The following is a 23,827-nucleotide window of genomic DNA, read 5'->3' as shown; positions in this document are numbered from 1 at the left end:
AACCGCTTCATAGCGGTAAGCTCTACATCGGGTAGTAAAACTTTTAGTGTGCCCGGTGGCCTTTGGCCTGCCGGGAGACAGCAACAAGAGGAAGGGCCGTCTGTGAGTTCGCAGAACCGAACCGGCAGCCGACGCATAAAGATCACCTCGATCACTGGCTTGGCACTAGCCGGCGCGTTGGTTTTGACTGGATGTTCACCAGAGGTAGAGAAGGGTTGGCTGCCAACAGAGCGCGGCACGACCAACCACACTGACCGGATCATGGACCTCTGGGTCAACTCATGGATCGCCGCCTTGGCAGTCGGTATCATCACGTGGGGCCTTCTGGTCTGGTGCATCATCGCTTACCGCCGCCGTAAGGGCACCACGGGATTCCCGAAGCAGCTCAGCTACAACCTGCCGCTTGAGGTCTTCTATTTGACCATCCCGCTGTTCATGGTGCTGGTGTTCTTCTACTTCACCGACCAAGACCAGCGCGCGATCGATGACCGCTCACAGCCGGCAGACGTCGTCGTTGACGTCCGCGGCAAGCAGTGGGCTTGGGACTTCAACTACAAAAAGGGCGAGGTCATTAACGAAGACCTCCACGAGGCCGGCGTTCAGGCCCACCTGACCGGCAACGAGGTCAACAAGGACCTGCTTCCCACGCTGTACTTGCCCGTTGGCAAGTCGGTTGACCTGGAGTTGAACTCCCGCGATGTCATCCACTCTTTCTGGGTTCCGGCCTTCCTGCAGAAGCGGGACATGATCCCTGGCAAGACCAACTACATCAGGTTCACTCCCACCAAGGAGGGCACTTTCGATGGCAAGTGCGCCGAACTCTGCGGTGAATACCACTCCGAAATGCTGTTCCGCGTCAAGGTTGTCTCCGAGTCTGAATTCCAGGACCACATGGACAAGCTTCGCCAGGACGGCAACACGGGCCTGCTCGGTGCGGAATACGACCGCAACCCGGACCTGATCGAAACCAAGTAAGGGGAGCGACGTGGCTACTTACACTCAATCCGCCGGGACCCTAGAGGCTCCCGTAGTTCCTAAATCCAAGGGACGCATAGTCGTCAACTGGATCACCTCCACGGACCACAAGACCATCGGGTACATGTACCTCATCGCGTCCTTCGTGTTCTTCTGCCTCGGTGGCGTCATGGCGCTGTTGATCCGTGCAGAACTGTTCGAACCCGGTATGCAGATCCTGCAGACCAAGGAACAGTACAACCAGATGTTCACGATGCACGGCACAGTGATGCTGCTGATGTTCGCGACACCGCTGTTTGCGGGCTTCACAAACGTCATCATGCCCCTGCAGATTGGCGCCCCCGACGTCGCCTTCCCGCGATTGAACGCGCTGGCCTTCTGGTTCTTCCTCTTCGGCTCCACCATTGCTGTGTCCGGCTTCATCACGCCGCAGGGTGCTGCATCGTTCGGCTGGTTCGCATATGCGCCACTGTCGAACACCACCTTTACGCCCGGCGTCGGCGGTGACCTGTGGGTCTTCGGCCTCGCACTGTCGGGCTTCGGTACCATCCTGGGTGCCGTCAACTTCATCACCACGATCATCTGCATGCGTGCGCCCGGCATGACCATGTGGCGCATGCCGATCTTCACCTGGAATGCCCTGGTGACGTCCATCCTCGTCCTGATGGCGTTCCCGCCGCTGGCCGCTGCCCTGTTCGCCCTTGGTGCGGACCGCAAATTTGGTGCCCACATCTTCGACCCCGAAAATGGCGGCGCCGTCCTCTGGCAGCACCTCTTCTGGTTCTTCGGCCACCCCGAGGTGTACATCATCGCCCTGCCGTTCTTCGGCATCGTGTCCGAGATCTTCCCGGTGTTCAGCCGGAAGCCGATCTTTGGTTACAAGGGCCTTGTGTACGCAACCATCGCCATTGCCGCACTGTCCGTCACTGTCTGGGCACATCACATGTACGTGACCGGTTCCGTGCTCCTCCCGTTCTTCGCGTTCATGACCATGTTGATCGCGGTGCCCACCGGCGTGAAATTCTTCAACTGGATCGGTACTCTCTGGCAGGGTTCCATTACCTTCGAGACTCCGATGCTCTGGAGCATCGGCTTCCTGGTGACCTTCCTGTTTGGTGGCCTCACGGGTATTATCCTTGCGTCCCCGCCACTGGACTTCCACGTCTCGGACTCCTACTTCGTGGTGGCACACTTCCACTACGTGGTCTTCGGTACGGTTGTGTTCGCCATGTTCGCCGGCTTCTACTTCTGGTGGCCGAAGTGGACAGGCAAGATGCTGAACGAGCGCCTGGGCAAGATTCACTTCTGGCTTCTATTCCTTGGCTTCCACGGCACCTTCCTGATCCAGCACTGGCTGGGTGTTGAGGGTATGCCCCGCCGTTACGCCGACTACATGCCGCAGGACAACTTCACCTGGATGAACCAGTTCTCCACGATCTCGTCCTTCGTCCTTGGTGCCTCGTTGCTGCCGTTCTTCTGGAACGTCTACATCACCTGGCGCAGCAACAAGAAGGTAGAAGTTGATGACCCCTGGGGCTTCGGTGCATCGCTGGAATGGGCAACTTCCTGCCCGCCGCCGCGCCACAACTTCACCTCCCTGCCTCGTATCCGTTCTGAGCGCCCGGCACTGGACCTGCACCACCCTGAGTTGGCCCAGGTCCACACCGCCCAGTCCCCGGACCCCGCAGCAGTGCTGCTGGGCAACGCCGACCAGAAGGACGTTCGCAAGTGAAAATTGAATCGTGGCTCTTTGGAGCAGGAGCATTCTTCTTCATCCCGGTCGCCATCGCCTATGGCTTCCTGACGGAATGGCATGAGTGGGTCGGCGTTCTGGGTATTCTCCTGGTTGGCGGTCTCGTAGGCATGATCGGCGCTTACCTTGGCTTTACTGGCAAGCGGATTGGCATGCGTCCAGAAGACCGCCCTGATGCTGAAATTCACGAGGGCGCGGGCGAACAGGGGCACTTCAGCCCCTGGAGCTGGTGGCCGCTGGTTCTCGGTATTGCGTGCGCAAGCGGTTTCCTGGGCCTTGCGGTGGGTTTCTGGATCACCTTCATCGCCCCACCTTTTGGTGGGGCCCGACGTCGTTATGCTGTCTCTAGCGTGGGTCGCTGGCCATTTCTAGATAGTCCAGAGCTGTCACTGGGCCTTCAATCGAGCTTCGGTGCCCTCCAGAACGGCAGAAAGGCCGAGGAGGGCATTACGAGCGGCGGAGACACTTTGGTCGTCTTGGAGGGCGTCCAGAGCCACCTCCAGGAGTACCTCGCAGCCATGGCCAAAGTCTTCTGTCATGACTTCCAAGAGGGAGCGTGCGTCTACCGGCGGCCCATCGGGCTTCCTTATCGTGACTGGCAGGCCAGTGTCAGTTACGGCCCGGACAAACACCGCTGCCGCTCGCGCATGCAAGCCTATTTCTGCTGCGACGAAGGATTTCTGCTCCGGCAAGCCAGCTCCTTTGCTAAGACGGAATATCCGTCCGTGAAATTTGATCCATACAAGCGTAGCCGCCGCCTGGCCTGCTCTCCATATCGCGCAGTGCGGCTGGTCTAGACCTGTGCTCTGGCTGATCTACCCTTAAGGCATGACTCATTTGATGTTGGGCGCTCGTCATGCCTGAAGCCGCGAGTATCGCCGGTGAAATCGACCGGACCAGCAGCACTCCTATTTACATCCAGCTACGGGAGATATTGAGGAGTTTCATAGCCCAGTCGTGTCCGCCTGGTTCGTCGCTGCCCTCTGAGCGGGACCTCTCGCTAAGGTTCGGCCTTGCGAGGATGACCGTACGGCAAGCCATTGATGCCTTGGTGGGCGAGGAAGTCATTGAGCGGGTGGTGGGACTCGGTACGTTCGTCAAGAAGCCCAAACTTGATCTCCAAGTGAAGTTGACCTCATACAGCGAGGAGATGCAACGACGCGGGATGGTTCCGGCTGCCAAGGTGTTGAGCTTTGAGCAGATTGCTGCCAGTGCTTTTCTGGCGCGGGAGCTTCAGCTGGAGGAGGGCACGCCCTTGGTCCGTTTCAGGCGGTTGCTGCTGGCCGACAACGAGCCCATGAGCGTCGACGAGAACTTCATCCCGGCACACCGCGTCCCGGGACTCTTGGATGAGGCGCCGCCCACGTCGCTCTACAACGTCCTCAGCGAACGCTTCGGGTTGGTCATGGAATGGGGAGAGGACATGATCGAGGCGACCGCCGCATCCCCTTCAACGGCGAGACTGTTGAACGTGGACGTGGGCTCACCCCTGCTAAAGATCCAGCGTCATGCCTTCGTGGCCCGGGCTATGGTGGACTACTCCGTTTCGTACTATCGGGCAGACCGCTACAAGCTCTGGGTTCCGCTGCAGCGACCAGGGGTCCGGCCCACACGCAACTATTCCTCCGGTTACCGAAGTCAATAGTGCCGGCAGCGGTCCGTAACGGCCCATCACAAATGGCAAATACAACAAGGAAGGGCACGATCCGTGTGGATCGTGCCCTTCCTTGTTTCAAGCTGGAACTAGTGGCTGAGACTCTTCTGGTCCGCGCCAGCTTCGATGGCCTCGTGGTGGCCATGCGCGTGTGCTGCTTCGAGTTCGGCAGGAGTTGCCGGAGCAACACGGTCTTCGAAGAACCACTTGGAGAGCGCTGCACGCCGCTTTTCCTTGCGGGTTACGACACCGTGTTCGTTCGGCGTCGCCGGCAACGGAACCGGAGATTCGAATCCAACGAGCTTGTAGCGCTTGTACTCGTCCAGGGTAGCGTGTACCTCGATGAACTCACCGTGGGGGAGCCGTACGATGCGGCCGGTCTCACGCCCGTGGAGGGCGATCTCGCGGTCCTTACGCTGCAGAGCGAGTGCGATTCGCTTGGTCACGATGAAGGCGAGAATAGGGCCGATGAAGAACAGTGTGCGCAACCAGTACGTGACATCGTTCAGGGATACATGGAAGTGCGTTGCGATGAGGTCCGAGCCTGCCGCTGCCCACATGACGCAGTACCAAGTGAAGCCTGCAACACCGATCGCGGTACGGGTGGGTGCGTTGCGGGGACGGTCAAGGACGTGGTGCTCACGGTTGTCCTTGGTTACCCAGCGTTCGATCCACGGGTACATGAACAGCACGGTGAAGATGATGCCCGCGGGCACGAGCGCCGGCAACAGGACGTTCAGCGTCAGCGTGTGTCCGAAGATGATGTATTCAAAGTGGAAGTTGTTGATGACGCCAGGCATGAGGCGAAGTGCGCCGTCAACAAACCCGATGTACCAGTCAGGCTGGGTACCGGCGGAAACCGGGGAGGGGTCGTAAGGACCGTAGTTCCAGATCGGGTTGATCGTAAAGGCAGCTGCCATAAGGGCCAGGACGCCGAAGACGATGAAGAAGAACCCGCCAGCCTTGGCAGCGTAAACCGGGCCAAGGGGGTAACCGACGACGTTGCCGTCGTTGCGACCCGGGCCGGGGTACTGCGTGTGCTTGTGGACCACAACCATGAACAGGTGAATCACGATCATGAGCAGAATCAGGGCCGGAACCAGAAGGATATGAAGCACATAGAGACGACCAATGATCGCTGTGCCCGGGAATTCTCCGCCGAAGAGGAAGAACGAGATGTAGGTACCAATGACCGGAATGGACTTGATAACGCCATCGATGATGCGCAGACCGTTGCCGGAAAGGAGGTCATCGGGGAGGGAGTAGCCAGTGAAGCCGGCAGCCATGGCCAGAATCAGCAGGACTCCGCCCACTACCCAGTTCATTTCACGAGGCTTGCGGAACGCACCGGTGAAGAAGACGCGCAGCATGTGGACACCCAGTGAGGCCACGAACAGCAGCGCCGCCCAGTGGTGCACCTGGCGCATGAAGAGGCCACCGCGGACATCGAAGGAGATGTTCAGCGATGAGCTGTAAGCCACGGACATTTCGACGTTGTACAACGGCGTGTAGGAACCCTGGTAGTGGGTTTCAGCCATCGAGGGGTCGAAGAAGAAAGTCAGGAATGTACCCGACATCAGGAGGATGACGAAGGAATACAGCGCCACCTCACCGAACATGAATGACCAGTGGTCCGGGAAGACCTTGCGGCCGAACTCGCGCAGGATGCCGGAGCCACCTACACGTTCGTCCACGAAATCAGTGAAACGGCCAACTTTTGTCTTCGCTACGAAGGGGGCTTCAGCTGTTGATGAGGCGCTCATGCTCGTCACGCTCCCAGTAACTCGGTCCTACAGGTTCTTTGAAGTCGCTGGTTGCGACGAGGTAGCCTTCTGCGTCAACTGCGATGGGCAGCTGGGGGAGCGGACGGCTGGCCGGTCCAAAGATGACCTTGCATTCCTGCGTGAGGTCGAACGTGGACTGGTGGCACGGGCACAAAAGGTGGTGTGTCTGCTGCTCGTAAAGAGCAACCGGGCAACCAACATGGGTGCAGATCTTGGAGTAAGCAACAATGCCGTTGTAGCTCCAGTTCTCGCGGCCCTCGGAGGGGTTCAGCGAGTTGGGATCGAGGCGCATCAGCAGAACGACGGCCTTGGCCTTTTCGTTCAGCTTGCCTTCGTGAAGTTCGTTGAGACCTTCGGGAATGACGTGGAATGCCGAACCGATGGTGACATCCGAAGCCTTGATGGGAGTGCCATCGGGGTCGCGGGTCAGTCGCTTGAGCTTGCCGCCTTCAGGGGCCCACATGGTGTGTGCGAGCTTGTCATCAGGACGCGGTCCCAGGTCGCCGAAAATAGCGAGAGCAGGGAGCGGAGCAAGGGCAACGGCACCAAGAAGGGTGTTGCGGATCAGCGGGCGACGCTTAATGCCGGTTTCCTCGACGATGTCGTCGACGATGCGCACCGCAGCCTGGCGGTCTTCCTCATGACGGATAGCGTGGCGCTCTTCGGACACCTCGTGATCGGGCATCAGGGCCTTGGCCCAGTGCACGATGCCGGTGCCAATGCCAAGCATTGCGAACGCCGTACCCAGGCCCAGGAGCAGGTTCTGGGTACGGATGTTTGCAATCGTCGAATCGTCGCCCAAATCGATGGCAAAGTACGCCACCAGGAAGATCAGCGTGCCGATGACAGAGGTGCCAAACAAAATGGCTACCTGACGCTCGGCTCGCTTTGCGGCTACCGGGTCCGTGTCAGCCAGGCGCAAACGATGCGGAGGAAGCCCAGGATCCTGGAACTTCTCCACTTCATTCTGACCAGCCGTAGCTACGGTGCCCGAGTGGTTCGGACTGCCGTCACTATGGTTGCCCATAATTCGCCTCATCCTTCTCTCGTTGTCTCGGCCTGGGCCGAGTTAATTTTCAGTTCGAAACTGCTGAACATGCAGCAGAAGTTTGTTGTCTCGTCCGGACTATGACGTGCGTGACGTCAGCCAGATGGTGAAGGCGATGATGACGCCCAAGCCGGCAACCCAGACGAAGAGACCTTCAGACACCGGGCCAAGGGCGCCGAGATCGGCACCGCCCGGTGAGCCGTTGGCTTCGATGGTCTTGAGGAAGGTGATGATGTCGCGCTTACCTTCGGGTGAGACGTTCGAATCGTTGAACACAGGCATGTTCTGCGGGCCCGTGGCCATGGCCTCGTAGATGTGCTTTCCTGTGACATCTGCCAGCGCGGGAGCGAACTTGCCGCGCGTCAGGGCGCCGCCGGCTGCGGCAGCGTTGTGGCACATGGCGCAGTTGACGCGGAAGAGCTCGCCACCTTTGGCTGCATCTCCCTTTTCGTCAAGCAGGTGTTCTTCCGGAATCGCAGGGCCTGCGCCGAGCGATGCAACGTAAGCGGCCAGCTGGCTGGTCTGCTCCTCGTTGAACTGGACGGGCTTCTTCTGCGCCTGGGGGCCATTCATCTGCATGGGCATGCGGCCGGTGCCAACCTGGAAGTCAACTGCTGCGGCACCCACGCCGACCAGCGAGGGGCCGTCCTTGGTTCCGCTTGCACCCATGCCGTGGCAGGTGGCGCAGTTGGCAGCAAACAATTTGCCGCCTTGCTCTACGTCACTTGCGCTGTAGCTGGTGGTGTCGGCCTTGGCCTGGTTGACAGATGTGGCAACGGCGTACAGCCCACCAGTGAGGAGGAGGCCCATCAGCAGCAGCGCAATGGCTGCCAGTGGGTGACGTCGCTTCTGCGAGAGTGCCTTCACGTGGTGGTTCCTTTATTCGATCCTGCGTCGGCTCCGCGAGCCGCTTCTTGAAATTCTGCCTCTTGTAGAAAAAGAGTCAAAGCCGGGCTACTTCAGGACGTAGATGACCAGGAAGAGGCCAATCCAGACGACGTCCACGAAGTGCCAGTAGTACGAGGTGACGATCGCGGATGTCGCTTCAAAGTGTCCAAACTTCTTGGCTGCAAACGCGCGGCCAATAATGAACAGGAACGCGATCAAACCGCCGATGACGTGAAGGCCATGGAAGCCCGTAGTCATGTAGAAGGCGGAACCGTAGGCATTGGATGACAGGGATACGTGCTCCGAGACGAGCATCGCGTATTCCGTGGTCTGTCCGGCTACGAAGAAGGCACCCATGATGAAGGTGAGGACGAACCATTCGCTCATGCCCCAGCGGGTGAACTGCAGGGGGCCGCCGGTGCGGCGCGGTTCAAGCCGCTCAGCGGCGAAAACGCCCATCTGGCAAGTAAAGGAACTGGCCACGAGGACGATCGTGTTAACGAGCGCAAACGGGAAGTTGAGCTTGGCCGACTCCTCGGCCCACATCAGTCCTGATGTGGAGCGCAGGGTGAAGTACATGGCAAAGAGACCGGCGAAGAACATCAACTCACTGGACAGCCAAACAACGGTTCCAACAGAAACCAGATTGGGGCGGTTCAGCGTCGGGTGCGCCGGGGTACTGGGGGCATGGGTCGCAGATGTCACAAGGACATTATGTCTGTAAAAGTCCAGACTTCCCAATGCAAACCACCGATTCGGGAGACTTTTTCTACAAAGACGCGAAATCGCGCGGAAAAGTTCCCGGTCCGGTTCACATTGGTCATCGGTGCAGCCCGGTCGATAGCATCAAGGGGTGACTTCTCCGGCATCGGCACCTGCAGCCAGCAATAACTGGCCAGGGCTCATCTCAGCACTGATCAACGGCGACGACCTTGCAGTGGGCAATACTGAGTGGGCCATGAACACGATCATGGCCGGCGAAGCGACTTCCGCGCAGATCGCGGGTTTCCTGGTTGCCCTGCGTGCCAAGGGCGAAACGGTGGAAGAACTGACCGGCCTTGTGGAGGCCATGCTTCAGAATGCCAACCCCATACAGATCTCTGGTGAAAAGCTGGACATCGTGGGAACGGGCGGGGACAGGCTGAACACCGTCAACATCTCCACCATGGCAGCCCTTGTGGCGGCCGGTGCGGGCGCGAAGGTCGTCAAACACGGAAACCGGGCGGCGTCGTCGACGTCGGGTTCTGCCGATGTATTGGAAGCCTTGGGTGTCCGTCTGGACCTTTCGATTGACCAGGTTGCCCGGAATGCGGAGGAGGCAGGAATCACCTTCTGCTTTGCGCAGGTTTTCCATCCCTCGTTCCGTCATACTGCAGTACCCCGGCGGGAGTTAGCTGTGCCCACGGCCTTTAATTTTCTCGGCCCCATGACAAATCCTGCTCATGTTCAGGCTTCGGCAGTTGGCGTCGCCAACGCCCGGATGGCTCCTTTGGTTGCGGGCGTCCTTGCCCGTCGCGGCAGCCGCGGCCTCGTGTTCCGTGGTGACGATGGGCTGGACGAATTGACGCCTACGGGGCCATCGACTGTCTGGGAGATAAGGAACGGAACTGTCACTGAACAGGTGTTCTCACCCGCTGAGCTCGGTATCGAACCGTCCACCGTTGCGGATCTGCGGGGCGGGGACGCCGCCGCAAATGCAGTGGTTGTACGTGAGGTCCTTGATGGCAAGACAGGTCCTGTGCGTGATGCTGTCCTCTTGAATGCTGCCGCTGGCTTGGTGTCCGTTGATCTGAATGCCGACGGCGACCTTTTGGAACGTATGCGAGCTGCCTTCACACTGGCAGCGGAGTCCGTGGATTCAGGTAAGGCCGCCGGCGTCCTGACCAAGTGGATCGCCCTTAGCCAGGGTTCCAAAGACTAGCCACAGCCTCTGCAGACTGTGCGGCCGCTAGACTGCGCTGCCGCTTCGAATCGTGATCTTCAGGGGTCCCTGACCCTATTCGAATCCCAACGCAAAGGCGGCGTCGAGATCGTGCTGGGAGTAGGCACGGAACGCTATGTGAGTAGTGGTGTGGACCACTGAATCCACCTTCGACAGGCGGTCAGCGATGACGTCCGCGAGGTCTTCATGCTTGGAGACCCTGGCTACAGCGATGAGGTCCCATTCTCCAGTGACGGAATAGACTTCACTGATGCCCTGGATGGCTGAAATCTGCTCGGCGGTTTCCGGGATGCGCGAAGCATCGGTCTTGATCAGGACGAAAGCGGTGATCACGGGGGGCCTTTCCGGAAAAGCTTCATTGCGGACGCACTTCAGCCTAGTACATGGGAGATGCGGGAACCCTTTCAGACTTTGGACCGGCGCTTTCGTGACGTGCGCAGAATTAACGCGAGAATGGCGCGGAAGCCGACCAGGAAAACACCCAGGCTGATAAGTGCCACGATGACAAAGGGCAACACCACCGTCTGGCCGGTCACCGCCCTGAGCAGCATGCCGATCCCTACGGCACCGATCCAGACACAAATGCCCGAAGGCCAGAGGGCAAAGGGGGCACGCCAAACCCTTGCGACCAGCCAGGCAATGCCCGCACCAGCGAGGAAGGGCCAGGCCGTGACAAAGGCGCCTGTGATGATGTCTCCACGGGCGTGGGCGTCGCGGCCGATCGCGGCGAAGACAAGAATCAACACGAGGTCGGCGGCGGCAGGAATCCAGGATCTAAGCGATGACGGCATGTTCTGACATTATCCGGGCGGAAGTGTTGGCGCGAAGTTGACGACCCCCCAGGTTCTCCCTTGCGCATGGTTTCTGCTGCGGCCACGATGACTGGCAGGAACAAAGGACGCACCCGAATTAATGGAGGAGATCATGCGATTCGTTCAAGTAGCCCAGCATGCCGAAGACCTGAAGCGGGCGGCGGCCTTCTACGCTGCACTGCTGGGCGCCGAGCCCAAGGCCTTGTACGACCCTCCCGGGCTCCTCTTCTTTGACGTGGGTGGCGTGCGGCTTCTGCTGGAGAAAGGAGCGCCGTCGTCCCTGCTCTATTTCGAGGTTGGAGACCTTCACGGCACAGTGGCGGCGTTGAGGAGCAAAGGCGTCAAGATCATTTCGGAGCCGCACATTATTTTCATCCATGAGGATGACCTCCTCGGACCGGCAGATTCAGAGGAATGGATGGCCTTCATTGAGGACAGCGAGGCCAATACCGTAGGCCTGGTCAGCCGGATCAGGACGGCAGGCGACTGACTCTTGCTTGATCGGCAGGCCCCGCGCTGGTGCGGCATAACGCATCCGGTGACAGCCGCCGTCGGGCGTTGTGTGGTGGAACCCACAGGACTAGCCTCAGTCGGGGGACAAGTGGTTCCTCACGATCCTGGAGGACTTGCAGAATGCAGAAGATTTCCACCTGTTTGTGGTTTGACGGCCGGGCGGCAGAGGCGGCGGAGTTCTACACATCGACATTTGATGATTCGTCCATCCTGACATCGATGCCGGGTCCAGGCGGACAGGTTCTCACCGTGGACTTCGAGATTGAAGGACGGCAGTTCATGGCCTTGAACGGGGGACCCGCTTTCACCTTCAACGAAGCGGTTTCCCTCGTGGTGAACTGCGATTCGCAGGACGAGGTGGACCGTTACTGGAATGCGCTCTTGGAAGGAGGGGGAGAAGAAAGCCAGTGCGGATGGCTGAAGGACAAGTTTGGCTTGTCATGGCAGATCGTCCCTGCTGGGATGCCGAGCCTGTTGAACGGTCCGGATCCAGCAGGTTCCCAGCGGGCAATGGAAGCCATGTTGAAGATGCGGAAGCTTGATATCAACGTTCTGCAAAAGGCGTACGACGGCGACTGAAAGTTCGGGGGACAGGCGCCTTGGGCGCTGCTAGCATTACCGCACGGTGACGTGCGCACCTATTACAACCATGAGGAGAACTGACTAATGACAACCCGCCTCAACCCATATATCTCGTTCCGCGATAATGCCAGGGACGCAATCAACTTCTACGAGTCCGTCTTCGGTGGCGAACTCACGCTCAGCACTTTCGGCGAGTATCAGGCAAGCGAAGACCCCGCCGAAGCGGAGAAGGTCATGCACGCAATGCTGGTAACACCCAACGGTCTGACGCTGATGGCTGCCGACACGCCGAACAGCATGGACTACAACCCGGGCAGCAACATCTCGGTGTCTCTAAGCGGCCAGTCCGAGGATGAAGCCGAACTTCGTGGTTACTGGGACAAGCTCGCCGACGGCGGTACCGTCACCATGCCACTTGAAAGCGCACCGTGGGGTGACACCTTCGGGATGTGTGTGGACAAGTTCGGCATCGCTTGGTTGGTCAACATTGCAGGAGCGCAACAACAGGAGCAGTAGCAGACGCGCGGAACACTGAGTAAACGAATGCCTGTCCGATTCGCGATGGACGAGGCATTCCCATTTCCGCCTTTACATGATGCGGCGGCCAGAGGGATCCAGCATGATGCCAACATGCTTAGGTGTTCGCAGTACGACTGAACGATCCATGATTTCCACCATGGGCAACTTCTCACCCAGTTGCCGTTCGAGAATGGTCATGTCATCGAGACGGCGAAGCCACACCGACATCACAATCGAATACAGCCCACCTGTGGTGACGACCAGACGCACTTCTCCGAGACCGACCAACCGGCCCGCTACTGCTTCCGCCTGCGTGGCTGGCACGCGGAGGAAGTACCAAACGTTTACGGGCCAAGGCGATAACGTGCGGGCCATTTCCAGCCGGACAACGATCCGATCCTGAGCCAGGGCTGCGCCTAGAGCGCTCTTCGCGCGCGGGGGGCTGATTCCCAACTTTTGGGATATTTCAGTTATCGAGGCTCGACCATCAGCGCGCAGGATCCCAAAAAGTTGCTCTTCCAGATCTGCCGATGCACCCTTCGCGGCCGGACTTGGTTGAGGTGCTTCGCGCTCTATGAGTTTTACCTCGTGCTCCTGCAAAGAGCGCAACCGCCAGCTGCGGGCGTCCGCCAGCAAATTGATGCCCGGATGGGTTCTTGTACTGCGGATTCCTTTGACGGCTGGCAAGCGGTCCAAAACGAAACGTCCGAGGGAGGCGTCATCGCGGCTCATGACAGTGATGACCATGTCCCTGCCACCTGCGGTGTGATCCATGGAGAGCACATCCGGATCGGCCGCAAGCTTTTCGGTCACGCTTGCCATGCTGGCCGGTGAGCACTCGATTTCCACCAGGGCAAAGGCGACTTTGGACCCGAGCCCACGGTAGGTTGCTACCCATGCCAGCCCTTCACCGGAAAGAAAATTCCAGCGTCGGGCCAAGGTGACTGCATCGGCACCCACACCAGGTGCCAAGGCCGTCCATGGTGCCCGGGGGCGGATCTGAAGGGCATGCAGGAGTTTGAGGTCCCGTTCATCAAAGTCGAAATCCTGCATGGAACGTCTACTTCCAACAAATTGCCTGCGTTTTGAGTGTGACCAATCACTTGCTGCCTAGATTCTAGGCGTCACCACTCAAACACTTCGGAAGGCAGCCATGCTTGCTCCCGTCCTGCCGTTCGGCCGCGTCCAATCTTCCATGACGGCTCAGCAAGTACAAGTGCTACTGAATCCTGCACAAAGTCAGCAGGGGAGGGGAGCGGGCACATACCCGTTGGCGGCGGGCGAGAGTGACACATGCCTGCTCGCTTCCGTGCGCGGGGGTGACCCTGGATCCTACGAGGAACTTTTTCGCCGGTACCAAGGCATTGCCAGCCATGTTGCCCGGACTGAATCGGATAATCCAACGGATGCTGACGACGTGGTCTCCGAGGCGTTTGCATCGATCCTAAAATCGCTGCTGGACGGCAGGGGACCGGCGGACTCATTCAAGGCCTATCTGTTGACCACCGTTCGGCGAATGTCGCACCGCCGCAATCTGCAGAGCAGGCGGGCATCGGCGACGGTGAATGGCGTTGTGAGTCAGGTCGTGGCAATTGATGATGATCCTGTTCTCAAAGACTTCGAGAACACGATCCTTATGCTGGCTTTCCGTTCCCTGCCATCCCGCTGGCAGACCGTACTTTGGCAGGTGGACGTTGAGGGCATGAAGCCGGCTGCAGCGGCACAGGCCATGGAGCTGACTCCAAACGCTGTTTCGTCATTGCTCATCCGGGCACGTGAGGGTCTCCGCCAGGCGTACCTGCAAAAACACGTGCAGGAATCAGCTACGGACCCCTGCACGGACTTTTCGCGCTACCTGGGTAAATACGTCAGAAATGCCGTGCGCCAGGCCGCCCAGGAGAAAGTTCGCCGGCACTTGGACGATTGCCTCCGTTGCACAGGGGTGTTGGCTGAGTTGGTGGAAGTTCAGTCAGGAATGAAACAGGCCGGGTCCAGCGCTGGATAGGTCTGGCCGCGTGTTTCGCTGCATAGGGGACTGAACTGCCGTTACAAGCTAGAAGTATGTCGGAAAGATGGAGAGAACATAGGCCAGGAGAAAGGCATATCCCATCGCGAACGCGGTCTGGTATGGCCACCTGGTGCGTCGAAGGTTCTCTTCTTCGACTGAGTGCTGACCCGACGTTCCAGGTCGGAACCAACGCACTGGAGGCAACTGCACGTGGAAGATGGTCACTGCAAGAAGCTGAAGGATCGCAGCTGAATAAGCAAGCAGCGGCATCCCGACAAAAACGGTGACGATTGGAAGAAGGACATCCACTCCAATGGCGACCACATTTCCCGCCAGCTGAAACCGCACGAAGAACTGATCCGTGCGAGATCCCTCCTTCACGGGAAGGCGAAAGCGTCCAGCTGCTGCCACGGCCAGTCCGACAAGAACCAAGGCTAGGAGTATCAGGAACCGTTCCATTACAGACACACCCTAACGGAAGTGGCTGTGGGAGCGGGGGAGTCAACGAAGTGCTGTAATCAACGGTTACTGGTCATCGTGCACATTCGACACGGAACTATTCAATAGACCGTGCTGCTTCTCGGCGTTGACGACGGTTCGCCGACTGGCTTCGCCAAGGTCTAGTCAGGCTTCCGGTGTTCGGCAGCCCAGACAGCCAAGGCAGCGCGGCTGTGCAGTCCCAGCTTTGTCAGGGCATGAGCGACGTGGTTCTCCACGGTCCGCGCCGAGAGCGAGAGCTGCCTCGCGATGGACGCGTTGCCGAGGCCTCTGCGCACAAGCCCGGCGATCTCGAATTCGCGGGGCGTGAGCATGTCAGGCTGGAGCACACCTTCCACGGCCCGGAGCTCCTCCGCGGCCTCAGCGAAGGAGAGCTTCTCCCCGGCCTCCCAAGCGGCCGCGAAGCCCTGCGGTCCGAGCAGCAGCTCAGCGGACGACCGCACATGGTCGAAGTCGGCCAGCGCAATCTCGTGGAATCTTCCGCCGGCACCCTCCCGGCGGGTCGTCGCGGCGGCAGCTCGCACCGCCGTCGCCGGGTCCCGGAGCACAGTGAGCGCCGCGAGGCGGGCGAGCGCGACTCCGCGGTAGGATATATCGCCCACCCGGGCGAAGGCGTCCACCCCTTCGAAAAGCCTTGCCCGGCCCATGGCAGGGCGGCCCCGATTCGACTCGGCAAGGCCCAGGTAGGTGAGGATCTGACCCTGCGCCCAGAGGTCCCCCGCGTAAACGGCAAGGTCCAAAGCCCGAATGAGGATGCCTATTGCCTCCTCGTCGCGATGTGCCCACACCGCCGCCATTCCCCGCATGCCGATGGCCCTGCTCTGTCCGGCTACGTCACCGAGCCCTGTATATACGTCCAGAGCCGCCTCGCACGACTCGATACAACCTTCGGTGTCTTTGGCAAGACAGCGGGCGATGGCCTGATAGAAGAAGGCGGCGCCTGCCCCTGCCGAACCTGGTTCAAGAATGGCGAGCGCCTCCCCAGCCAGCCGGTTCCCGGCCTCGGTCTCCTGCCGCGAGGTGTGGCAGACGGAAGCCGTTATCAGGCCTTGAGCCCGCGCATCATCATGCATTGGATGGCGTTGCAGAAGACTAGTGGCCCGGGAAAGTCCTTCGTCCTGGGCATAGCGGAACCACAGTTCGCGCGTTGCGCCCATGACCTGAAGGCCCTCGGCAGGTGCGGCAACGACCGCGAAGTCGAGAGCCGCCCGGAGATCCGGCAAGCGATCGACGGCTTGCCCGTTGCGTGAGCTCTCCATCACGCTCAATGGCCTGTCGGCGCTGAACTCTGCCGCGATCCACGCAAGGTGGCGCCTCTGCACCTCCGCGAGCCGTTCGCTGTCGAGCCCGTCGCGAGCGAACTCCCGCAGGCTCTCAAGAAGTCGGAAGACCGTGTGGCCTGCAGCGTCGAAGGACGGCTGGAGCAGGGATCGGGCCACGAGGTCTTCGAGGTTCTCCAGCGACGCACCCGCGACGGCGGCCGCCGCGGGTGCGTCGAACGGACTCGCGAAGACGGCGCACGCCTCGAACGCGGCGCGCTCGTGCTCCCCAAGTGGGTCCACACTTGTGGCGATGCAGGCTCTCAGGCTGCGGTGGCGGGCCGGCCCTGTGGAAGGTCCGGATCCAAGAGCATGCAAGGGGCGCTCGAGTAGGGGCAGCATCTCCGCCGGCGTCATGACGGACATACGAGCAGCTGCCAACTCAAGGGCGAGCGGCAGCCGGTCCAGACGTGCGCACAGTTCGCGGGAGGCGGAGCGGGATTCCGGGGAAACCGTAAGTGACGGCCGAACTGCCTGCGCGCGCTCCCAGAAGAGAGCCTCGGCGTCGTCGTCCAGCATGGGCCCTACCGGGACGATACGCTCACCCGAAATGCGCAGCGGCTCTCGGGTCGTCACCAGAACGGTACAGTCCAAGGCGCCCTCCAGGAGCTCGGCCACAAGGGCAGCCGTCTCCTCAAGGACATGCTCCGTGTTGTCCAGCATGAGGAGTACGCGCTCCCCGCCGTCGAGCCACCACAGGATCGCGTTGAGGGCGCCCTCCCTCTTGACACCGCGAAGGCCCACGGCCTCCGCGACGGATAGCGCGACTGGGGCTCCTTTTGGGATTCGGGTGAGGTCCACGAATACCGGATGACCAAAGCGATCGCCGGCGGCGCTCACCGCGGTCAGTGCTATGCGTGTCTTCCCGACACCCCCGGGGCCGGCCAGCGTCACGAGGCGGCTCGACAGGAGAGCGTTATTGATGGCGGCTAGTTCGTCGACGCGGCCTATGAAGCTGCTGGGAGACGCCGGGAGACGCCCCGGCGCACGCGCCCTGGGTCCCAGGGCATGGGTTCTCCTGGCCATGCCATCAGTATCTGCGGCAGGGGAGAAGTGTGTCTATCCCCTAAATGAGTAGGCACTTGAGTAGCCGCCCCGATGTCTCAGCCAGCAGTCGAGACCTACTGTAAAGGCATCAGAAAGGGCATACAGACCGTAAGGAGCCCCCCATGTACGCCACAACACCAACCCCGGCGCGAACACCCGCCCCGCCGACAATCCATGAGCGGGCGGCCATCACATGGACCGCCATCTTTCCGCTCGTCGCGCTCAGCCAGTGGGCGCTCACACCGTTGATCGGGCCATGGCCGTCTGTGCTTCGGGCCCTGGCAATCACGCTCATCGTGGTCCCCGTCGCCGTATACGTCGTCGTCCCCCGCTTGATTGCGGCGTATCTCCGGCTTGCACGCCGGCCGTGATGCTTCGCCGCTTGTTCGACAGTGAAGGGGCCCCGCCGTAAATGCTATTGACGAAAATCGAGTTGGCAGTCGAGATTCGGGCGAACGGCGCCTTTGCTCCAGGCCCCGGACTTTCGTGCATCCCGGACGCTGGAATCCATGGCCCGGCGCAGCGAGTAGATGTCCAGGGCGGGGGAGAGGCCCGGCTCTTCGCAGTAGCGGTTGAACCTGCGGTTCAGCGCAGTGTCGGAAACCAAAATGCCGCGTTCCAGCCAGTCCGCGAGGATCTCCGCCGACCGGTCAACGCTAGACAGGATTCACTAGGCCCGGGGGGCCGGTGATACGGGCTTTTGATGGTCAACCTTGGATGCTAGTCGCGCTCCATCCTGATGGTGACGAGGTAGGTGCCCGGATCGTCAGGCGACTCATCGATGCAGAGAGATTCTTTGCTAACAGCTTCATCTTCTCTCGTGAGACAGCCGGTGGAGTTGCCTGAGGGTGATCCATCTGAGACTCCCTCCATTCCAAATCGGCTGGCCACTTCGGTGAGGCTGACTTGGTGATCAACCGACCATGCTGCAGTGAGCTTCAGGCAAGATGTGTCAATGGAGAGACAGCCAGGATCAACCTTGGGGTTCTGACGGAACGTCTCAGTCCAGTCACTCTCCGGCACGTTGTCAACGCGAGCAACCATCTTACTGGCCTTCTCCGCCTGAGACTTCCTTGAGTCTCCAGGGGATTGGGGCGAATTGATTCATCCAACGAGATACGCAGAGTACTACTTTACATAATGTAGATTATCGGCGTTTAAGGAACGGGGGTAGAAGGGGCTGCCTGCACCGGCGATGTCCGTGCGCTCGGGTGGCAACTGTGCTGCTGATGCCCGCGGCGCGCGCATGAGCGGAATCTGGATGGATTTGGGAACTGGACTACATTTCCTGCATCCATAGCGGCATGTCCTGGGCCTGCAACCCATTGTTCGAAAGTCTTGTCTGGAAATAGCCTGCAGAAAACGTCCACCAAACCGCGGACTGGCCTTAAAAATTAAAGTCGGCATGGTGATGTGTAGAAAGCATTCAGAAAGGCGTGATTCCAGTGTCAGGTAAGTCTCCCAGAAATGTTAGTGCCAAAAAAACCGGAAAATCGATTCTTGAAAAAAGAGCCGCCAAAAGGGCAAAAAGCGATACCAGCGAAAATGTATTCCAAAAACCGCGTAAAAACCAAAGGTGATATGCCGCCTTACGCTCTGTGTTGGTGGCGGACCTGTCACCCCCTAGCGCGGCGGTGTCTAAGCCGCAGGCGAGCCTCTGTAAAAGTGGTGCCCCGAACGTCAGTGGTTCTTTCCCTGGAGGGCTGGGTTTGAAGCCTGTGAGACGGCTGGCCGCCCAGAAATGGAAGGGTCGAATTATGGATCGGAAACGCACTGCGCTGATTATCCCGGCTCCCCTCAGGCAGGCCGTCCGTGTCGAAAGAATCGACGCAACGTTGCCTACAAGGCAAAGGCTGCTTGAAGGAAACGTCGAAGCAATAACCTGGAACGGTTGGCACGTTTATTTGAACGACGAAGCAGGGTTTATTCCGCTGCCCCTGAATGCCCGTGCCGAAGTGTTGCTGCGCGAAGCAGGCTTGGAGATCGAACAGCCCGTCAGGGGGGCCGCTGTTCTTCTTGGCCATGACGACAACGGCGAAGACATAGATGTACCCCGTCACTTGCTCCGGCTGGCCGAGCGACTTTTCGACACGGCTCTTGCCGCGTAGTCACAACGAGATAGCTGCCGCTGCGTAGTCGGTCAGCGGCTACCGGCCCATACGGATAGAGTTCCATCTGTATGGGCCGTCCGGGCGGTGCTAGGTAAGTTCGTTAGCCAAACTTGCCCAAGTGGCCACCATCGCCGAAACCCTCGGCTACTCCCCCAACATTTGGTCCCCGTGGTATCGGCAGTTGGCGACTTCAGATGCACCGAAGAACTCCGGCAGCCTTGCTGGACGAGCGCGCCGCACTGTCAGCGGCAGAAGTCCCTTCAGTGGACACGGTCCACCTGGTCCGGAATGAGGCTGCCGTCCTCGCGCACCACTGGCCCCTTGCTGCTGTCCGGGTTGGTGTACGCCTTGGTGGTGCATGGATACGGCTCGCTACGCTGTGGTTTGGGGTCGATGAACATTGGGGTGATCAGCCACTTGCCGTCCTCGTTGTCGTAGGCTCGGCACATAATTTCGGCGTTGTTCCGGTTCACCACCAGCCTGGCTTCGGTGGCGTCGCCAACGAAGGTTACGTCTGTGCCGGAGTCGCCGGCGGCCAGGATCTGGCGGCGTTCGGCAGGCAGTTGCTCAAAGGCTGAAGGACCCTCGACGCCGAAGATCACCTGATTGGCCCAGCAACGTTTTCCCTCGATGTAGGTCATGACGGAATCTTCGCCGTCGGGTATTCCGCCGCAGCCTTTCAGATGGGAGGTTTGGATGCCATCCTCGTAGACGCTGCGGACGCCCACGACATGCCCGGCATCGATGCCGACGTCGCCGGCCCACGCTTTCACCACCGGCTCAGGCGACGCCGACACCACCCAAGTATCGATGCCATGTGCCTGGAGGGTACCGATGAGGTCTTTGATCTGCGGATAGATCCGGATGTAGCCGTCCACCTGCTGGCTTCCAACGGTCTGCATGCTGCCCTCTGCTGCGTCCAGGTTCTCCTGCTTCATCGCGAGTGCGAACTGGCCGAGCTGTTCCGCGGTATAACCGGCAGACAAGGCAGTACCCCAGGCGTAGGCGCCGACGAGGTGCCGGGCATTGAAGCCCTCAAAAGCTGGCTCGCCCGAACGGGTCTTGTCCTCGAGGATGGCGAGGATTTCATCAGCGCAGTCCATGTTGCTGCTGGTTTTGAGGGGCTGGCCAGCGGGTGTGTCTGTGCCGCATGCCGTTGACAGCGCCGTCGCTGCCGCATCAGTAAGGTAGCGGTTCGTGCTCTTCCAGTCCTTGTTGGCCGGTTGCAGGACTTTGTCATGCCGCAGCATCCAAAAGTTCGTGCCGTAGCCGACGTCGTTCTTCACTACAGTGTTGTCCCAGTCAAAAATCGCCACCGGAGCTTTATCTCCGCGGGCTGTTCCTGTGCAACTGCTGTGGGCGTCAATGGTCTTTTGCAATTGTTCCCGGACCTCCCCTGGCCATGCCAGTTGGGCGTCGAGTTGGCGGCATTCAGCTGCTGGCCCGGCGTTGTTTGCAAGAGGCGCGGCGCACGCAGTGGCCGCCATGAGTGTCGCCACTATCGCAGTCGTGGTTGCAACGCGGAGATAGGGTTTTCTGCGGGTTTCCTTGCTGTGGGTGTTGTCATCCTTGACCGGCCCTGACGAAAATGTGGACATGCTTCCCCCGGTTCTCAAGATTTCTTAATGGTCTGTAAATAGTCCAAAGTCCTGAGTAAGTGTGTGCCACATCACGGGAAATAGTCAAGGAGTTAGAGGGAATTTCTAGCAGGAAGTTAGAGTCGGCCACTCGGAAGCAAGTGGTATTGGCATTTTTTCAGGCCAGCCAAGTATCAGGCGCCGACGTAAACCGCCAAGTGCTTGCCGGTCAGCGTCGAGCGGTCAGCCACAAGGTCAGCGGGCGTGCCGGAGAAAACGATCTTGCCGCCGTCGTGTCCGGCGCCAGGCCCGAGGTCGATAATCCAGTCGGCATGTGCCATGACGGCCTGGTGATGTTCGATCACAATGACTGACTTTCCTGACTCGACCAATCGATCCAGCATTCCGAGCAGGTTCTGGACGTCGGCGAGATGGAGGCCTGTGGTCGGCTCGTCCAGGATGTAGATGTCGCCCTTCTCCGACATTTGCGTGGCAAGCTTGAGCCGCTGGCGTTCCCCGCCGGACAGTGTGGTGAGCGGCTGTCCAAGCGTCAGGTAACCGAGTCCGACGTCGGCGAGGCGGTCCAGGATCTTGTGGGCGGCCGGTGTGCGTGCTTCCCCTTCGCTGAAGAAGATCTCAGCCTCGTTGACAGACATTGCAAGCACGTCTGCAATATTGCGGCCACCAAGCCTGTACTCCAATACGGACGCCTGGAAGCGCTTACCTTCACATTCCTCACACGTTGATTCCACCGTCGCCATGACGCCCAGATCCGTGTAAATGACGCCGGCACCATTGCAAGTGGGGCACGCGCCCTCGGAGTTGGAGCTGAAGAGTGCCGGTTTCACATTGTTGGCCTTGGCGAATGCCTTGCGTATGGGCTCAAGGAGCCCAGTGTAAGTTGCAGGATTGCTTCGGCGGGAACCCCGGATGGCACCTTGGTCGATCACCAGGACGCCGTCCCGTTTGGCCACCGACCCGTGAATCAGCGAGCTCTTGCCCGATCCGGCCACACCGGTGAGCACACACAGCACGCCCAGTGGAATATCAACGTCCACGTTTTGAAGATTGTTGGTGGAAGCTTCGCGGACCTCAAGAGTTCCGGAAGCTGTCCGTACCTGCTCTTTAATGGATGCGCGATCGTCGAGGTGGCGCCCAGTGATGGTGTCACTCCCCCGCAGCCCGTCCAGATCGCCTTCGAAGCAGACCGTGCCGCCGCCTGTGCCCGCGCCAGGTCCGAGATCCACCACGTGGTCAGCGATCGCAATCGTTTCAGGCTTGTGCTCGACTACCAGCACAGTGTTGCCTTTGTCCCGCAACTGCAGCAGCAACTGATTCATACGCTCGATGTCATGCGGGTGCAGGCCGATAGTTGGCTCGTCGAAGACGTAGGTGACGTCAGTCAGGGATGAGCCCAAATGCCGGATCATCTTGGTTCGCTGCGCCTCTCCCCCGGACAAGGTACCGGCAGGCCGATCGAGGGACAGATAGCCGAGACCTATCTCGGCGAAGGAGTCCAAGAGGTGCTGCAGTCCCTTGAGAAGCGGAGCCACTGAGGGCTCATCGATTTCCCGGATCCATAAAGCGAGGTCACTGATCTGCATCGTGCACACATCCGCAATGCTCTTCCCTCTGATCTTGGAAGAACGTGCCTCCGGGCTCAACCTGGTGCCCTCACACTCCGGACAGGTGGTAAAGGTGATGGCCCGCTCCACGAAGGCCCGGATGTGTGGTTGAAGTGCGTCAACGTCCTTGGAGAGCATCGATTTCTGGATTTTTGGGATGACGCCTTCATAGGTGAGGTTGATGCCTTCGACCTTGATTTTGGTCGGTTCCCGGTACAGGAGGTCGTGGAGCTCCTTCTTGGTGAACTTGGCAATTGGCTTGTCCATATTGAAGAAGCCTGATCCGCTGAAGATCCGGCCATACCAGCCATCCATCGTGTACCCGGGAATGCTGAGCGCGCCCTCGTTCAAGGACTTGCTGGCGTCGTACAGCGCGGTGAGATCGAAATCGTTGACTGAGCCCATGCCCTCGCATCGTGAGCACATGCCGCCCAGGCGATTGAAGCTGGCCTTCTCCGTTTTGGTTTTGCCCTCGCCGCGATCCACCGTGATGGCCCCGCTGGCTTTTACGGTGGGCACGTTGAACGAGTACGCGTTCGGTGATCCGATGTGGGGCTGGCCGAGCCGGCTGAAGAGAATGCGGAGCATGGCATTGGCATCTGTCGCAGTGCCCACGGTTGAGCGCGGATTCGAGCCCATCCTCTCCTGGTCCACGATGATGGCCGTTGTCAGGCCCTCCAGCATGTCCACGTCCGGCCGCGACAATGAAGGCATGAAGCCCTGAACAAAAGCGCTGTACGTCTCATTGATCATTCGCTGGGACTCCGCCGCGATGGTGCTAAAGACCAACGAGCTCTTGCCCGAGCCGGAGACACCCGTGAACACCGTGAGACGACGTTTGGGGATCTCGATGCTGATGTCTTTGAGGTTGTTCTCGCGCGCACCCTGCACCCGTATGAGGTCGTGGGTGTCTGCTACGTGCGACCCAGGAGACTGCGTGTCGGTGCTCGTGGCAATGCTCATGATCTCTCCATCTGTTGGGCGGCAACTGCTGGCCACCACCTGTTGGTCGGCATCTGTTGGTCGGTGCTGCCCAGCAGTCCCCCGTCGGCGCCGCCTGGCCAGGACTGACCAACCTGAGGTCAGTACGTAAAATTCTCGTTCGTCGTCGCGAATGCGGCAACGGTCATTGACCACACTAACGGCCCGTGCTGCAGGCCTTTGGGAGGACG

Annotated in this window: 23 protein-coding genes and 1 pseudogene; 11 read left to right on the top strand and 13 right to left on the bottom strand. The window is 59.8% G+C overall.

Features of this window, described 5'->3' with window-relative positions; translation table 11 throughout:
• Nucleotides 1–102 precede the first annotated feature (102 nt).
• The 3 genes and pseudogenes from ctaC to AC1DD7_RS15630 all read left to right on the top strand — a co-directional run.
• The gene (gene ctaC, locus AC1DD7_RS15640; protein ID WP_477515704.1) at nt 103–975 is read left to right on the top strand and encodes an aa3-type cytochrome oxidase subunit II; all 873 of its coding nucleotides are present in this window, start codon (nt 103–105) and stop codon (nt 973–975) included.
• A gap of 10 nt (nt 976–985) precedes the next feature.
• A complete protein-coding gene (gene ctaD, locus AC1DD7_RS15635) occupies nt 986–2,707 on the top strand; it encodes an aa3-type cytochrome oxidase subunit I (RefSeq protein ID WP_216925611.1) in 1,722 nt (573 codons plus the stop codon).
• Nucleotides 2,704–3,036: pseudogene (locus AC1DD7_RS15630) on the top strand (cytochrome c oxidase subunit 4); the annotation flags it as partial. The gene ctaD and the pseudogene AC1DD7_RS15630, both read left to right, overlap by 4 nt.
• A 78-nt stretch (nt 3,037–3,114) precedes the next feature.
• Here AC1DD7_RS15630 and AC1DD7_RS15625 read toward each other — a convergent pair.
• Nucleotides 3,115–3,360: an HPr family phosphocarrier protein gene (locus AC1DD7_RS15625; protein WP_477515762.1), complete on the bottom strand. Its 246-nt coding sequence runs from the start codon at nt 3,358–3,360 to the stop codon at nt 3,115–3,117.
• 224 nt (nt 3,361–3,584) lie between these two features.
• On the opposite strand from AC1DD7_RS15625, the gene AC1DD7_RS15620 reads away from it, so the two are divergent.
• Nucleotides 3,585–4,373 (top strand): GntR family transcriptional regulator, encoded by a 789-nt coding sequence (locus AC1DD7_RS15620; protein ID WP_431115330.1) that lies wholly within the window; start codon nt 3,585–3,587, stop codon nt 4,371–4,373.
• 98 nt (nt 4,374–4,471) lie between these two features.
• Here the strand turns inward: AC1DD7_RS15620 and qcrB are convergent, their stop codons facing one another.
• From qcrB to ctaE, 4 genes are all read right to left on the bottom strand, one after another.
• Nucleotides 4,472–6,145 (bottom strand): cytochrome bc1 complex cytochrome b subunit, encoded by a 1,674-nt coding sequence (gene qcrB / locus AC1DD7_RS15615; protein ID WP_477515703.1) that lies wholly within the window; start codon nt 6,143–6,145, stop codon nt 4,472–4,474.
• A complete protein-coding gene (qcrA, locus tag AC1DD7_RS15610; protein WP_431115328.1) occupies nt 6,123–7,193 on the bottom strand; it encodes a cytochrome bc1 complex Rieske iron-sulfur subunit in 1,071 nt (356 codons plus the stop codon). Before qcrA ends, qcrB begins: the two co-directional genes overlap by 23 nt.
• Before the next feature lie 99 nt (nt 7,194–7,292).
• Complete coding sequence (gene qcrC / locus AC1DD7_RS15605; RefSeq protein WP_431115326.1) at nt 7,293–8,081, bottom strand: cytochrome bc1 complex diheme cytochrome c subunit; 789 nt, start codon at nt 8,079–8,081, stop codon at nt 7,293–7,295.
• Nucleotides 8,082–8,168: 87 nt separating this feature from the next.
• Entirely contained in the window at nt 8,169–8,807 is a 639-nt protein-coding gene (ctaE, locus tag AC1DD7_RS15600; protein WP_431115325.1) for an aa3-type cytochrome oxidase subunit III, read from the bottom strand.
• A gap of 148 nt (nt 8,808–8,955) precedes the next feature.
• Between ctaE and trpD the strand changes: the two genes are divergently transcribed.
• Nucleotides 8,956–10,023: an anthranilate phosphoribosyltransferase gene (gene trpD / locus AC1DD7_RS15595; protein WP_477515702.1), complete on the top strand. Its 1,068-nt coding sequence runs from the start codon at nt 8,956–8,958 to the stop codon at nt 10,021–10,023.
• A 75-nt stretch (nt 10,024–10,098) separates the two neighbouring features.
• On the opposite strand, the gene AC1DD7_RS15590 is transcribed toward trpD, so the two are convergent.
• The gene (locus AC1DD7_RS15590) at nt 10,099–10,377 is read right to left on the bottom strand and encodes an Lrp/AsnC family transcriptional regulator (RefSeq protein WP_223932953.1); all 279 of its coding nucleotides are present in this window, start codon (nt 10,375–10,377) and stop codon (nt 10,099–10,101) included.
• Between the two features lie 71 nt (nt 10,378–10,448).
• Nucleotides 10,449–10,835: a DUF3054 domain-containing protein gene (locus AC1DD7_RS15585; RefSeq protein WP_477515701.1), complete on the bottom strand. Its 387-nt coding sequence runs from the start codon at nt 10,833–10,835 to the stop codon at nt 10,449–10,451.
• Between the two features lie 133 nt (nt 10,836–10,968).
• Between AC1DD7_RS15585 and AC1DD7_RS15580 the strand changes: the two genes are divergently transcribed.
• The 3 genes from AC1DD7_RS15580 (at nt 10,969) to AC1DD7_RS15570 (ending at nt 12,467) form a co-directional block, all read left to right on the top strand.
• The gene (locus AC1DD7_RS15580) at nt 10,969–11,346 is read left to right on the top strand and encodes a VOC family protein (protein WP_477515700.1); all 378 of its coding nucleotides are present in this window, start codon (nt 10,969–10,971) and stop codon (nt 11,344–11,346) included.
• Nucleotides 11,347–11,489: 143 nt separating this feature from the next.
• Nucleotides 11,490–11,948, top strand: coding sequence for a VOC family protein (locus AC1DD7_RS15575; protein WP_477515699.1), 459 nt, complete (start codon nt 11,490–11,492; stop codon nt 11,946–11,948).
• An 87-nt stretch (nt 11,949–12,035) separates the two neighbouring features.
• Nucleotides 12,036–12,467 (top strand): VOC family protein, encoded by a 432-nt coding sequence (locus tag AC1DD7_RS15570; protein ID WP_477515698.1) that lies wholly within the window; start codon nt 12,036–12,038, stop codon nt 12,465–12,467.
• A 72-nt stretch (nt 12,468–12,539) separates the two neighbouring features.
• Here AC1DD7_RS15570 and AC1DD7_RS15565 read toward each other — a convergent pair whose 3' ends face one another.
• Complete coding sequence (locus AC1DD7_RS15565; protein ID WP_477515697.1) at nt 12,540–13,523, bottom strand: Lrp/AsnC ligand binding domain-containing protein; 984 nt, start codon at nt 13,521–13,523, stop codon at nt 12,540–12,542.
• A gap of 100 nt (nt 13,524–13,623) precedes the next feature.
• Between AC1DD7_RS15565 and AC1DD7_RS15560 the strand changes: the two genes are divergently transcribed.
• Nucleotides 13,624–14,475 carry a sigma-70 family RNA polymerase sigma factor gene (locus tag AC1DD7_RS15560; protein ID WP_477515696.1) on the top strand — a complete coding sequence of 284 codons (852 nt, stop codon included), beginning with the start codon at nt 13,624–13,626 and terminating at the stop codon, nt 14,473–14,475.
• A gap of 48 nt (nt 14,476–14,523) precedes the next feature.
• Here the strand turns inward: AC1DD7_RS15560 and AC1DD7_RS15555 are convergent, their stop codons facing one another.
• Nucleotides 14,524–14,937, bottom strand: coding sequence for a hypothetical protein (locus AC1DD7_RS15555; RefSeq protein ID WP_477515695.1), 414 nt, complete (start codon nt 14,935–14,937; stop codon nt 14,524–14,526).
• Between the two features lie 161 nt (nt 14,938–15,098).
• Complete coding sequence (locus tag AC1DD7_RS15550) at nt 15,099–17,321, bottom strand: ATP-binding protein (protein WP_477515694.1); 2,223 nt, start codon at nt 17,319–17,321, stop codon at nt 15,099–15,101.
• Nucleotides 17,322–17,464: 143 nt separating this feature from the next.
• On the opposite strand from AC1DD7_RS15550, the gene AC1DD7_RS15545 reads away from it, so the two are divergent.
• Nucleotides 17,465–17,713 carry a hypothetical protein gene (locus tag AC1DD7_RS15545; protein WP_477515693.1) on the top strand — a complete coding sequence of 83 codons (249 nt, stop codon included), beginning with the start codon at nt 17,465–17,467 and terminating at the stop codon, nt 17,711–17,713.
• Nucleotides 17,714–17,757: 44 nt separating this feature from the next.
• Here the strand turns inward: AC1DD7_RS15545 and AC1DD7_RS15540 are convergent, their stop codons facing one another.
• Nucleotides 17,758–17,949 (bottom strand): hypothetical protein, encoded by a 192-nt coding sequence (locus AC1DD7_RS15540; RefSeq protein ID WP_477515692.1) that lies wholly within the window; start codon nt 17,947–17,949, stop codon nt 17,758–17,760.
• Between the two features lie 1,150 nt (nt 17,950–19,099).
• On the opposite strand from AC1DD7_RS15540, the gene AC1DD7_RS15535 reads away from it, so the two are divergent.
• Nucleotides 19,100–19,450, top strand: a complete 351-nt coding sequence (locus AC1DD7_RS15535) for a DUF3846 domain-containing protein (RefSeq protein WP_477515691.1) — start codon at nt 19,100–19,102, stop codon at nt 19,448–19,450.
• A 263-nt stretch (nt 19,451–19,713) separates the two neighbouring features.
• On the opposite strand, the gene AC1DD7_RS15530 is transcribed toward AC1DD7_RS15535, so the two are convergent.
• Both AC1DD7_RS15530 and AC1DD7_RS15525 read right to left on the bottom strand, forming a co-directional pair.
• Nucleotides 19,714–21,051 carry an HAD family hydrolase gene (locus tag AC1DD7_RS15530; RefSeq protein WP_477515690.1) on the bottom strand — a complete coding sequence of 446 codons (1,338 nt, stop codon included), beginning with the start codon at nt 21,049–21,051 and terminating at the stop codon, nt 19,714–19,716.
• A 173-nt stretch (nt 21,052–21,224) separates the two neighbouring features.
• On the bottom strand, nt 21,225–23,618 hold the full coding sequence (locus tag AC1DD7_RS15525; protein ID WP_477515689.1) for an ATP-binding cassette domain-containing protein: 2,394 nt from the start codon (nt 23,616–23,618) through the stop codon (nt 21,225–21,227).
• Nucleotides 23,619–23,827: the final 209 nt, after the last annotated feature.

This window comes from Paenarthrobacter sp. 10L412, from assembly GCF_056395565.1.
The sequence above is the reverse complement of the archived record's forward strand: the minus strand, read 5'-3'. Positions and strand labels throughout refer to the sequence as shown.